This is a genomic window from Synechococcus sp. JA-2-3B'a(2-13) (genome assembly GCF_000013225.1).
Taxonomy (GTDB): Bacteria; Cyanobacteriota; Cyanobacteriia; order Thermostichales; family Thermostichaceae; genus Thermostichus.
Map to the genome: position 1 here is coordinate 1796270 of NC_007776.1, position 12202 is coordinate 1808471.

A 12202-nucleotide genomic window follows, 5' to 3' on the forward strand; every position below is an offset into this window, starting at 1 on the left:
GGGATCAGTCTTGGATGTACTCCTCGCCGGAGATCAGGGCAGCTTCAGCTTTTTGAAACTCCCTGCCCAAGTAGGCCGCATGGCTGAGCTGGGAGACCACTTTCTCCTGCTCTTTTTCAAAGATCTGCACACACAGTTCTTTGGCCGTGCGCCCAACGTACACCCGTTCAGGGGATCGGTTGACGGAGCCCTTTGCCGGGATCACAGCTCCTGTTTCCGGATCGGTGGCCAGCCCCCGCTCATTGATGACGGTGCTGTAGTACTTGGCGCAAATGAGGTTCTGCTCCCGATCCAAGTAGATGACGAAATAGCCCGCCGGATCCAGATCCAGGGGGCGGCGGGAGAGATGGTCGTCAATGCTGCGAATCTGCTCGCTCAGGGGCTTGGAGGAAGGGGACATAGAACGGCTGACCCAGAACCACACAGGAGAAACGTAGCCGGGACTACTTTTGGCTGCTCTCATTGTGGCAGATGAACCCAATCTTTGGGCAGCCTTTGGGGTGGTTGACTTCCTTCCCAGCTTGAACGGTGGGGCTGGTCATATACCCGATGAAGGGGATCCTGTGCGGGCCATCCACCTGAGGTCTCAGAGCTTGGATTAGCGCGGGGCAACCCGATAGAACCGAGTGGCCGTCACCCACTGGTCCGAAGGGATCCCCTCGACGATGATGGCGCGGGCAATGGCATTGCCCAGTTGGGATCCCCGCACCCGCACGTCGGCAAAGGAGCCACTCTGCTCAAAAGAGGCAATCTCCTGGAAGTTCAGCGGACGGGGAGAGGCCACCGCCAACACCTGGGCTTGGCCGAAGGGTGGAGCGATGGTCAACCGATAGCTGGCCCCTGGCGGCGGGAAGGTGCGCACTTCTCCGGCCCGCAGAAACTCGTTGCCACCGGAAAAGCGGTTGGGCAAAATCAGATGGGTACGGCCATCGGCTTGGATGCTGAACAGGTAAACGTAGGCATCGCGGTTGGTGCTCAGGGTAATGGCAATCGGCTCGCCAGGCCGGTAGATGGGGTTAGACCCGTGCCGATCCAGCTCCAGATTCACCCGCAGGTCGGAAGGAACGGGGTTGACAATGATGGAGCGAGTGCCAGCATCCAACTGACGGGTATCGGCCAGTTGCAGCCTCTGTAAAGGAGGGTAGATGCCCAGGGTTTGCGGAAAAACGGCGGTGGCCGGAGCTACAGACAGCCCCAAAGCCAGCGGTAGGAAAAGCAGTTTGGCATTCATGGTTCACACCCAATCAATGGCTATGTTCATCCTAGGAAGGGGCGCAGGTTATGCAGGTCAGGCTTTGCGCAATCTCCAATCTCTTGCCGCGGCAGTTTCTCCTGCTGCAGATGGCACCCCCAAGAGGGAAAAGACGGTAAACCAGCGGGGGCACGGCTCTGTTCTCGGTACCTGGGATGGGAATTGGGGGCAACACGTTTGGCAAGGGTTAATCTACAGGTAAGGGATCCCTTCCTCATGCCAGCTTCCCAGTCAACCCCCAACTTGCTCATGGCTCACGACAGCTACCAAGAAGGCATCGCAGCGGTACAAGCGGGCGATTTCCAGGCTGCCATCCAAGCGTTTCGCCAGGCGGTTGCTGCCGATCCAACCCATACCGAAGCTCGTTACAAGCTGGCCTGGGTACTGGGCATGAGCGGCTATCTGGATCCGGCCCTGACAGAGCTGGAAGCCGTTTTGGCGGCAGATCCCAACCATGTGGCAGCCCATTACAATCGAGGGGCCCTCCTCTTGCAAAAGGCCCAACTGGAAGCCGATGAGGACGGACAAATCGATCTGGCCGTTCTGCAACAGGCGGAAGCAGCCTTTCAAGCGGTGATGCGCTTGGATCCCACCGACCAACGGGCCTTTGCCTTCCTCAATTTGGTCAAGCGGGCCATTCGCAACCATCAGGCGTCCACTCAGGTCTCCGGCGGCAGTGGCGGGTAAATCTGTGGAGGTTGTGGTCGGCTGGTGATTGCACAGCCTGAAGCCCATTGCGTAACATAAGTAAAGCCTGGGGATCCCGGCAATTTGGAGAGGTGTCCGAGCGGTTTAAGGAAGCAGTCTTGAAAACTGCCGTGGTTGACGCCACCGTGGGTTCGAATCCCACCCTCTCCGTTTATCTTGAGGTAAAGCCCAACGGGTCGAAGCTACAGAGATTCACTGGCCCAGAGGGGGAGCTATCCACATGACCATCCTTGATTTATCGACCTTGACCACTCAACAGCTCAAAGACATAGCTTGGCAGTTGCGGGGCACTCCCGCAGTGGAGCCCATCTATCGGGAACTGGGATCCCGACCCAAGAGCATAGTGATTGCACCTGAAGATCCCCAGTGGACAGAAAAGGTTAACCAAATCCTCACAGAGGGATCCCCATCCTGACCGTCGCATCCCAAACAAGGCGGGACATGAATATCGAACAGCCGTCCTTGCCTGCCTGTGTCAGCTCTGCTAAATACTAAACACCCCCCACAGTTCCTTTAGTTGAAGAGAGGGTCACCATCTTGGGTAGCAGGAGCTAGCCGCAATGATTCCCACCGTCAAAGACGTTTGTCAAATTCATCCTATGGCCTTGAACTACGCCATAGTTGAGCAAATTGAAAATCTGTCGAATGTTATCGAGCATACAGCAGAGGATGCCCGGGCATTCTTCGCCAAAAACCACATTACCCGCGGGATGGATCTGTTGCTGCGTCAGGGGCTCAAACGGCTGGCAGGTCGCTCCGACCAAGCGGTGTTTGAACTCAAACAGGCGATGGGGGGTGGTAAAACCCACTCCATGATTGCCCTAGGGTTGCTGGCGCGGGATGCCGCTTTGCGTGCCGAGGTTGTGCCAGACATCACTCAAGATGCTCCTTTTGCCGACGCTAAACTGGTTGCCATCAATGGACGCCTCAAGTTCGAGCAACGGTTTATTTGGGGAGAGATTGCCCGGCAACTGGGGAAAGAAGAGGCTTTTGTCAAATTTTGGCAGCACGGAGCAGATGCCCCCAGTGAGCAGGATTGGATTGATTTAATTGGAGATGAACCCACCCTCATTCTATTGGACGAGCTGCCGCCCTACTTCGACTACGCCATTACCCGCATGGTGGGCGGAGGTACATTGGCGCAAGTGACAACCTACGCCCTATCGAACCTGCTGAGTGCCGCCTTGAAGTTAAAGCGCTGCTGCATTGTCATTTCCAACCTATCCGGCAGCTACGAAGGAGCCTCACGGGAACTGCAAAAAGCAATCGGTAACTTCGCTCAAGAAACCAACCGCCAAGCGCGATCCATCACACCGGTAGACCTGGGCACATCGGAAATTTACGACATTCTCCGCAAGCGGCTATTTAGCTCCCTGCCCAATGTACAAACCATTGATGCAGTTGCTTCTGCCTACGCAAAAGTGCTGGGAGATGCAGCCAGAGCCAAATCAATTGCCAAAACTGCCGAACAAATTGCCGCCGAAATTCATGCTTCTTACCCTTTCCATCCTTCGGTTAAGCACATCATTGCCCTATTTAAGGAAAACGAAAGCTACCGTCAAACTCGCGGCTTGATGCAGTTTGTTTCAAAAATAATCCAGTCGGTATGGAAGCGTCCCAGCAACGATGTCTACCTGATCGGTTGCCAGCATCTGAACCTCAACATCCCAGATGTGCGGGAAGAGATCAACAAAATCAGCAATCTACAGGGAGCGATTGCCCACGATATTGCGGCCAATGGCACTGCTGTCGCTGAACTGGTGGATCAAAAACTGGGCCATGATGCTGCCAGTCAGATTGCTGCCCTGCTGTTGACTGCCTCTCTGTCTGAATCAGTTGATGCCGTGAAAGGCTTTACCGAGGGGCAATTTTTGGAATACCTAGTAGCTCCTCAGCGGAATGTCAGCGAATTTCAGGATGCTTTTCAAGCGTTCCGTGCCAACGCCTGGTACCTGCACCGCAAAGAAAACGATGCTTGGTACTTTTCCAACATCGAGAACCTGCGTAAGCGCATTGATAGCCGTGCCCGCAACGCTCCCCAGCCGAAAATTGATGCGGAAATGAAGCGGCGGCTGGAAGAAATTTTCCGACCCCAACGGCGGATTGCCTATCAAGAGGTGCAAGCCCTGCCCAAAATTGATGAGATTCGCCTCAATGGCCCGCGGGTGTGCCTGGTACTCAGCCCAGACAGCAAAACACCCCCAGAAGAGGCCCAGCAGTTTTGGGAAAGTGTTCCCGAGAAGAACAACTTTTGTGTGGTTACCGGAGATGGCTCCAATCTGGCCAGCCTAGAAGACAAAACCCGTCGTTTGTGGGCCGTTGCCCGAGTACTGGAAGAAACCGGTGGAGACAAATCCCCCCACAAAGCAGAACTGGAGGAAGAGGCCGAACAAGCCGCCTACGACTTTAACGCCACTGTGGTCAGCCTGTTCAATCGGGTCTATTACCCCATCAAGGGCAAACTGACTCCTACCAAGCTCTCCATGACCTTTACGGGCAATACCTTCCATGCTGAAGAGCAGATCGAAAAAGCCCTATCCGATGTCGGTGCATCCAAGCTGTATGTCGATGTGGAAGCCAATGCCGAGGCGTTGCTGTCGCGAGCAGAAGACCTGTTGTGGCCGGCAGGGGGAGAGCGGCGTATCCCTTGGCGAGACGTGGTTTCCCGCACCATCACCAACGAGCGCTGGCCCTGGTTGCCCCCCAAAGGAATGGATACCCTGCGGCAGATAGCCGTCAGCCAAGGTCGCTGGCGGTACACCGAAGATGGATACATCGAAAAGGGGCCCTTTCCGCCCCCCCGCACATCCGTAGCCATCACCCAGCGAGAATACGATGACCGCACCGGTACGGCTACCTTGGAAATTCTGCCTCGAGATGCGGGCAAAAATGGCCGTGTTCACTACAGCTACACGCCCAATGTGGATGCCAACAGCCCTGTGGTGCCCGATACGATCTGGACAACCGATGCCACTGCCCTGTGGTTTGTCGCCATTGACCCGGATGGCCGGCACGAGACAGGGGATGTCTATGCTTGGAAGAATACGCTGACCCTCACCCACCAGCCTCGTATTGGCGGCGGCAAGCGCACCGTAGAGCTAACCGTGAAACCCCGTGGTCAAATTCGCTGGAACACCACGGGCATCAACCCACGGGAAGGCACCCTCTACACTGGCCCCATCGAACTAGAGGGATCAGAAGCCGTTACCATCTATGCCTACGCCGAAGATCAAGGGGTGAGCACCACTCGCAAATTCACGATCCCGGCGCTCGACCAAAAAGGGCCGGTGATTGACAAAAACAAACCGGCTAAGCTGCACAAGCGCCTCAACCTGCAAGGAAATAAGGCGAGTTATACGGCCATCAATCAGAGCAAGGCTTTGGGTGTGCGACTGGCGGGTGGGATCTCCCTAACCGTGGGGGAAGGGAACCGAGCCATCACCACCCGGTTTGGAAGCGATATGGTGGTAAAAGCGGAAGACATTGAGCAGTTTATTGCGATAGCACGTCAGGCTTTGGGCAATGAGACGGCAGAGGTGAGTCTGCGCTTGGACGACCTACACTTCAGCAGCGGCCACGATTTGGAAGTCTTTTTGCATCGGTTGGAAATCAATCCTGAGCCGGGAGAGGTAGAGCAGTGAGCGATAAAAAATGGGAGACGGTGGGGTTCGGCTGTCCCAAAACCGTTGATCCCCACCACTTTGTGGTCGAAATACCTGCCGGCAGAACCGCTCCTGTGCTGATTTACGAAGTCTATGGCATCAAGGCGGGCATCAACGGACAGCCGGACATTGCGGAGCGCTGTGTTCTCAGCCGGTCTATCTGGAGCCAGATTGCTGAGGATCTCAAACAAGAGTTTAATGACCGCCTGCGGGCGAAAAAAATGAATCCGAGCCGTTGGACAACTGGCCGCAACCTCGTAGAACGTCTGCTGGGGAAGGAATTGCTGGTGCTGGCTTGGGCAGTAGAACGGGCCAAACCGGAGGCGATCCCCAATGCCATTCGCAACTGGAGAGGGCTGCGTCCAGAAGAGCGCTGGTGGCTTTACACCATGACAGCAGCGGCGACAGGGGGTGTCGATCACGGGAATATCGGTTGGCGCAAAGCCCTGCGCTATGCCCTCACAGAAAATCCCTTGACGGAACTGAGTGTGCCCACTCCGGTCAAGCGCCCATACCAGCCAGCTTGTTCCGATAGCTTGCGTAGCGAAGCCGTAGAAGCCGATCAACTCAGCCTGTTATCCTGCTTGCAAGAAGATCCCTCGCCCTTTTGGGATAGTGAAGCAACCATTGGCACGACAAAGCTAAGAGATTAAGTTATACTAGATAAAACCGCCTATTTGGGAGAATGCAAATGATGACAGAACTGCTGGAGAAAGCGATTAGCAAGTTAAAAGCTCTACCCACAGAGGAGCAAAATGCAATTGCCAGCCTGATTCTTGATGAGCTAGAAGACGATCAGCGATGGGAAGAATCCTTTGCCTCTTCAGCAGATATGTTAGCAAAACTCGGTGCCGAGGCAATAGCCGAGTATCAAGCAGGCAAGACGGAAGAATTAAACCCCGAAACACTGTGAAATCTCGCACCACTGCCCAGTTTCGCAAGTTGTTTAACGCTCTTCCAGAGTCCATTCCAGATTTGGACAAGCTAGACTTACAAAGGACGCTAATCCCGATCAAAAGTCAATATAATCCGCTTCTCTTGTGCAGCTCTAGCCAAGACCTCGAAATCTTTAGTACCTGGAGCTTCCTCTGAGAGCGATGCCACATCTAAGCCAGCATCTCGCAATAGACAGATACTTAAGCGTGGAAAATTTTCATTGACGAGAAATTGCATCAAGTAAACTACCCGGCTCCGACCGCTAAGCGGTACGGAGCGGGCTTTCAGTAGCCCTGAGCCTGCTCTGCTCTACCAGAGAACAAAACAAGCCCGGACCTCTAGGCTGGTTTACGACAGCCCCCAAGAGCGCAATCACATTCGCACCATTCAAATCCGCATCCCCTTCCCATCCACAGTGCCCACACTTGAACTGCTTCCCACTGCGGTAGGATTGCGCAGGATCGGGATGGATGTGTAAACACTTGTGACAGGTCTGCGACGTGTAGGCGGGCGGCACAAGAATCAGAGAAACCCCTGCAACTCTCGCCTTGTATTCCAGAAACTGGCGTAGCTGGTAGAACGCCCAACTGTTGGTCCTACGCCGCTCGGCTTTGCTGCGTGGCTGTTGATTGACCCTTTCCCGGATCCCTGTCAGGTCTTCCAGAGCAATAGCGCTGTTGGTAGCTTTTGCCCTAGAGACAATAGCTTTGGAGATGCGATGATTGACCCACACTTGAAAGCGTCTCTCCTTGCCAGACAGCCGTTGCAACAGTTCTCTGCATCTGCGCCGCGAACTGCGTGTGCCCTTACTGGCTTTGCGTTGGAGTACCGCCCTCAACCGGGAGTAGTGGTCTCGGACTCTGTTCAACTGCTGTCCATTCCAGTTGTCCCCCTCTGACGTATGGGCAATATCTGTCCTTCCCAAGTCCACCCCGATCACCTTGTCGGTATCTTGTTGTTTGGGTGGTTTTTTCTCTACGCAAATCTGGATGTAGTAGGAGCCGTCCTTCCGCTGGACTAGGGTGGCCGATTTGGGGTTAGAACCAGCCAGCATCCCACGCTGGTAGTTGCCAATGGCTAGTTCAAAGCGTTCTCTCCCTTCCACCGTGGTCAGCGACACCGTCCAGTCTTTTTGACGGAACGAAAAGATGCGAGCGTCGTAGGTAACAAAGCCGCTCTTAAACTCCTTGACGGGACGCTTTTTCTGCTTAGCCACTTTGCGGGAACCCGCTACCCGTCTGCACACCTGTTGAGCCAAGTTACTGGACAAGCCAAACCGGGCTCGAATCTCGTAGTAGCAAAGGGATTGCAGCTTGACCGCGTTGACGATCTTCTCCGGCGTGTTTTGGTTGACCCAGTTCAATGCCTGTACAAAGGCATCCATCGTCGCGTCCAATTTGGCGGCTTGCGACGAGGACACCTTGAGCTTGCAGGATATGGTCAGGGCTTGGCTCATAAGTTCATTGTACTTCATCAAAGCGCATTCCTCCCGGCAGTGACCCTACGGGTACAGTGCGGGGCTCCTGCGATTTCTAGCTGACTTTATCTGAAAAACTGTAGAAGTTCATTTCACGCATACATTCTTGGATATAGCTAAACATAGCCCTAAGTGCTTCTGGAGTCAGCGTAGGGTAGTTTTCCAAAATCTGCTTTTCCGTCCAGCCTGCCGAAAATAGCCCCAAAATAAATTCCACCGATAGGCGACTTCCTCTGAAAACTGGCTTACCCAGGAGAATATCGGGATCCGAATGAATATAGTCTTCCCAGTTCACGGCTTAGGGCCCTAAGAGCTACCATGATCGATGGTATCGCCGGAGATCTCCCTTGTCCATCATCCCCCTTGCTTGGAAAGATAAGCCGAGTTTGATCGAGCGGCTCTTGCCTGCCCAAAAAATCAGCGCCGAAGCGCAAAAGGAACGCAAAGCTGGGGCTGGCCAAACCCTCACGGCGTTGGGGAGCTATTGGAAAGGGCGCAAACCTCTGATCCTGGCCAAAGCTTGCGTATTGGGGGCATTGCTACCTGCAACGGATAACCCCGAAGGCGATCTGGAAGTGTTTGAGTTGCTGATGGGCATTGCTGACAGCAGTTTGGAACGCCGTCTGAAATCGCCACGGGACAAACCCAAATTGGCGCAACGCTCTTACCTGGAAAAACTGGAACTCTGCAAACGCCCGGAAGAATGCGACGATGCCACCCTCTACGGCCCCATTTGGGATCGGGTGAACCAACATTTGGGGACAAATGCCCACAGTTTCCCGGAATTGGTGGAACAACTGGGGACTTTGCGGTTTGGCCATCGCCCACGAGTAGGGGATACCTTTTGCGGCAGCGGTCAAATTCCCTTTGAGGCGGCAAGGCTGGGATGCGATGTCTATGCCAGCGACCTCAATCCCATTGCCTGTATGCTCACTTGGGGAGCGCTGAATATCGTGGGAGCCGATGAAGCCACCCGTCGGGAAATTGAAGCAGCCCAAAAAGCAGTGGCTGAGGCGGTGGATCGGGAAATTACTGCTCTAGGCATTGAGCATGATGAGCACGGCAACCGCGCCAAAGCCTACCTATACTGCCTAGAAACCCGTTGCCCCCACACCGGCTGGATGGTGCCAATGGCTCCCAGTTGGGTGATCAGCAAAACCCGCAATGTGGTGGCCAAGTTAATCCCCAATTACGACCAAAAACGTTTTGAAATTGAAATTGTATCCGGGGTCAGCGAAGCGGAAATGAAAGCCGCTGCCAAGGGCACCGTTCAGGATGGCGATTTGGTTTACGTTCTGGATGGAGAAGAGTACCGCACGCCTATTAAAACCATCCGAGGCGATTACCGCCTTCCCGATGGCACCACTGGCAACAAATTGCGCCGTTGGGAAAAGCACGATTTTATGCCTCGCCCCGACGATATTTTTCAGGAACGGCTGTATTGCATTCAGTGGATCACCGCCGAAACATTGGGCAAGAGCCGTCAAGAAACCTTTTTTGCCAGCGTCACCCCCGCCGACCTAGAACGAGAGCGCAAAGTAGAGCAAATCGTTAGAGAAAACCTCGCCGCTTGGCAAGAAGCTGGTTTAGTACCCGATATGCCGATTGAACCTGGAGAAAAAACCGATGAGCTAATTCGCACGCGGGGCTGGACTTATTGGCATCATTTGTTTAATGCACGACAGCTTATTCTATTGTCAACATTGTCAAGGCTTTGCAAAAGTGCATCCAGCCAAATTTTTTTATTGCGTACATTAAATAGAAGCTCAAAGCTATGTATGTGGGAAGGACAAATTGGATATGAGAGCACAAGTCATGTTTTCACCAATCAAGCCTTGAATCCCCTGTTTAACTATGGAATGAGAGGTTGGACTTTTATGGAGGGTGTCTTTTATGAAAAAGACCTTAAAAGTGTATTCCTACCATGTAAAGCTTCTATATTCCATGTTTCGGTAAATCAGAACAAAGAAAAATGCAACATTTTCATCACCGATCCACCGTATGCGGATGCGGTGCATTACCACGAGATCACGGAATTTTTCATCGCGTGGTTGCGCAAGAATCCCCCCAAGGAGTTTGCCGATTGGGTGTGGGACAGTCGCCGGGCGTTGGCCATTCAGGGCAAAGGCGAAAAGTTTCGGCAGGACATGATTGCCGCCTATAGTGCCCTAGCGAACCACATGCCCGACAACGGGTTGCAGATTGTGATGTTTACCCATCAGGATGCGGAAGTGTGGTCGGATATGGCCAGCATCATGTGGGGGGCGGGCTTGCAAGTTACAGCCGCTTGGTACATTGCCACCGAAACCACTTCTGAACTCAAAAAGGGCGGTTATGTGCAAGGCACGGTGTTGCTGGTGGCGCGTAAGCGGTTGCAAGATACTTCTGCCTATCGGGATGAGTTGGTGGAAGAGGTGCGGCAAGAAGTTGCCCATCAGATTGAAACCATGGTGGGGCTAAATCAAAGCACCCAAGGCAAGGGGCGCACCGAAAACCTGTTTGAAGATGCCGATTTGCAAATGGCAGGTTATGCGGCAGCGTTGCGGGTATTGACGGGCTACCGGCGCATTGATGGACAGGATATGGTGGCAGCAGCCCTGCGCCCCCGACCCAAAGGCGAAAGAGATATCGTTCGGGAAATTATTGATTATGCCGTGCAGGTTGCCAATGAGCATCTTGTACCTGAAGGCATCGCGCAGGGGGTGTGGGAGGGGTGCTGTGGTGCAGAGCGCTTTTATCTGAAAATGATGGAACTGGAAGCCGTAGGGCTGAAGAAGCTGGACAACTACCAGAACTTTGCCAAGGCATTTCGAGTTGGCGACTATGGCAAATTGATGGCCTCTCAGCAGCCCAACAATGCCCGACTCAAAAATGCTCTAGACTTCAAGAAGAGCAGCTTTGAGGGCGAATTTGGCCGCTCAGCACTGCGAGCCGTTTTGTTTGCTCTCTACGAACTGCAGAAAGAGGCGGATAGCGATGAGGTGATGGAACACCTGCGGTCTTTGGTGCCCAACTACCACATGCGCCGGGATGATTTGGTGGCTTTTTGTCAATACATTGCCCGCAAGCGAGAACACCGCTATCCAGAAGAGTCCTCAGCCGCCGGGATCTTGCTCGCCCTTATCAGAAATGAACGCTTGGGTTGAAGAAGAAGTTATAGGATTAACTCACTCACAAGTTGTATTGTCAGGGCTTCCTTCAAGCTCAGCATATGAGTTAAAGTATTTCTCAACAATCGACTTTATTTGGTTAACATAAGCTATAGCCTTGTCCGCATTTTTTTGTTTGTAGTATTCCAAGGGGACAATATCTACAGCTCCATAAAAAGCCAACTCCCTATCTTTGCGCATCTCAAATGATATGTTTTCCAGCAAGGCTATTTCCTCGTCAGAAAGCTCTGGGAACCGTTCTCTATTTTCTGCTACTTGGCCACCAGGGTCATGGGTTTTGCCGTAGTTTATTCCCTTAATGATTAGGCAAGCTTTGATGAATAACTCAATGATTTCTTGGCACATCCGAACTACGTCAGCGTAATCGCCAACCTCATAGAAGAATGACAACGCTTGGATGCGATAATTAGCCCTTTGATAGTAGTCTCTTGCTAATTTCTTTCTCATCGTTATTCACCCAATAGGGGATCCCCCGGCATACTTTATACGTAATTAAACTGTCACAGATGAGTTGATTGACTATATCCCTGATCTGCGTGATGCAGTTCTGCTTTTCATAGATGATGTGGTGGTTGGTAGCCACTTCATAAGTCAAGCTGGCTGGCCTGCGTAGCTCTGTGGGCTTTAGCAAGATAAAGTTTATCTCCAAGCCAAGAAGTTTTTCTAGATCCCTGCAGGTAGGAAGCAGTAAGTCATCTCTGCTTCTGCAATCGGGTATATTCTCTGCAATTACTAATAAATCGAGGTCAGAGCCGTGAACCCATGAATTATTGGCGCGGGATCCATAGACAACAATAGCCCACAGATCCGAGCCAAAGACGGATTGAATTTTCTCTTGAATAAGCCGCGCTTGTGCTTCGGATATTCCTATGCTGCGCTTCTCTCTGCCCTGAAAGCCTGCAGACTCTTGTACGGTTGACATGGCTACCTTGCGCTGATCAGCTTATTCTGCAAAGACGCTGCTTGCGCCTTCGGCTGCTCATTTTAAGGCTAGAGT

General features: G+C 53.0%; 13 protein-coding genes and 1 tRNA gene. 7 read left to right on the forward strand and 7 right to left on the reverse strand.

Annotated elements, in window-relative coordinates:
• Positions 1-4: 4 nt before the first annotated feature.
• Together CYB_RS08155 and CYB_RS08160 are read right to left on the reverse strand one after the other, a co-directional pair.
• A complete protein-coding gene (locus tag CYB_RS08155) occupies positions 5-400 on the reverse strand; it encodes a DUF4346 domain-containing protein (RefSeq protein WP_011433316.1) in 396 nt (131 codons plus the stop codon).
• 198 nt (positions 401-598) lie between these two features.
• Positions 599-1231, reverse strand: coding sequence for a DUF4384 domain-containing protein (locus tag CYB_RS08160; protein ID WP_011433318.1), 633 nt, complete (start codon positions 1229-1231; stop codon positions 599-601).
• A gap of 237 nt (positions 1232-1468) precedes the next feature.
• On the opposite strand from CYB_RS08160, the gene CYB_RS08165 reads away from it, so the two are divergent.
• From CYB_RS08165 to CYB_RS08190, 6 genes are all read left to right on the forward strand, one after another.
• Complete coding sequence (locus CYB_RS08165; protein ID WP_238376725.1) at positions 1469-1939, forward strand: tetratricopeptide repeat protein; 471 nt, start codon at positions 1469-1471, stop codon at positions 1937-1939.
• Positions 1940-2025: 86 nt separating this feature from the next.
• Positions 2026-2110 (forward strand) — tRNA-Ser (locus CYB_RS08170).
• A 70-nt stretch (positions 2111-2180) separates the two neighbouring features.
• Positions 2181-2375, forward strand: a complete 195-nt coding sequence (locus CYB_RS08175) for a hypothetical protein (protein WP_011433320.1) — start codon at positions 2181-2183, stop codon at positions 2373-2375.
• Positions 2376-2520: 145 nt separating this feature from the next.
• Positions 2521-5601 carry an anti-phage-associated DUF499 domain-containing protein gene (locus tag CYB_RS08180; RefSeq protein WP_011433321.1) on the forward strand — a complete coding sequence of 1027 codons (3081 nt, stop codon included), beginning with the start codon at positions 2521-2523 and terminating at the stop codon, positions 5599-5601.
• Positions 5598-6275: an anti-phage-associated DUF3780 domain-containing protein gene (locus tag CYB_RS08185; RefSeq protein ID WP_083757646.1), complete on the forward strand. Its 678-nt coding sequence runs from the start codon at positions 5598-5600 to the stop codon at positions 6273-6275. The genes CYB_RS08180 and CYB_RS08185 overlap by 4 nt, the downstream gene beginning before the upstream one ends.
• A gap of 38 nt (positions 6276-6313) precedes the next feature.
• Positions 6314-6535 carry a hypothetical protein gene (locus CYB_RS08190; protein ID WP_011433323.1) on the forward strand — a complete coding sequence of 74 codons (222 nt, stop codon included), beginning with the start codon at positions 6314-6316 and terminating at the stop codon, positions 6533-6535.
• An 89-nt stretch (positions 6536-6624) separates the two neighbouring features.
• Here the strand turns inward: CYB_RS08190 and CYB_RS15160 are convergent, their stop codons facing one another.
• The 3 genes from CYB_RS15160 to CYB_RS14370 all read right to left on the reverse strand — a co-directional run bounded on the left by CYB_RS15160 (position 6625) and on the right by CYB_RS14370 (position 8330).
• Positions 6625-6795, reverse strand: coding sequence for a DUF5615 family PIN-like protein (locus CYB_RS15160; protein WP_187147225.1), 171 nt, complete (start codon positions 6793-6795; stop codon positions 6625-6627).
• A gap of 25 nt (positions 6796-6820) precedes the next feature.
• Complete coding sequence (locus CYB_RS08195; protein ID WP_011433324.1) at positions 6821-8014, reverse strand: RNA-guided endonuclease InsQ/TnpB family protein; 1194 nt, start codon at positions 8012-8014, stop codon at positions 6821-6823.
• Positions 8015-8090: 76 nt separating this feature from the next.
• Entirely contained in the window at positions 8091-8330 is a 240-nt protein-coding gene (locus tag CYB_RS14370) for a DUF433 domain-containing protein (protein ID WP_011433325.1), read from the reverse strand.
• A 52-nt stretch (positions 8331-8382) separates the two neighbouring features.
• Between CYB_RS14370 and CYB_RS08200 the strand changes: the two genes are divergently transcribed.
• A complete protein-coding gene (locus CYB_RS08200) occupies positions 8383-11181 on the forward strand; it encodes an anti-phage-associated DUF1156 domain-containing protein (RefSeq protein ID WP_011433326.1) in 2799 nt (932 codons plus the stop codon).
• A gap of 21 nt (positions 11182-11202) precedes the next feature.
• On the opposite strand, the gene CYB_RS08205 is transcribed toward CYB_RS08200, so the two are convergent.
• Together CYB_RS08205 and CYB_RS08210 are read right to left on the reverse strand one after the other, a co-directional pair.
• Positions 11203-11652 carry a HEPN domain-containing protein gene (locus tag CYB_RS08205; protein WP_011433327.1) on the reverse strand — a complete coding sequence of 150 codons (450 nt, stop codon included), beginning with the start codon at positions 11650-11652 and terminating at the stop codon, positions 11203-11205.
• Positions 11612-12127, reverse strand: a complete 516-nt coding sequence (locus CYB_RS08210) for a nucleotidyltransferase domain-containing protein (protein ID WP_041436565.1) — start codon at positions 12125-12127, stop codon at positions 11612-11614. The genes CYB_RS08205 and CYB_RS08210 overlap by 41 nt, the downstream gene beginning before the upstream one ends.
• Positions 12128-12202: the final 75 nt, after the last annotated feature.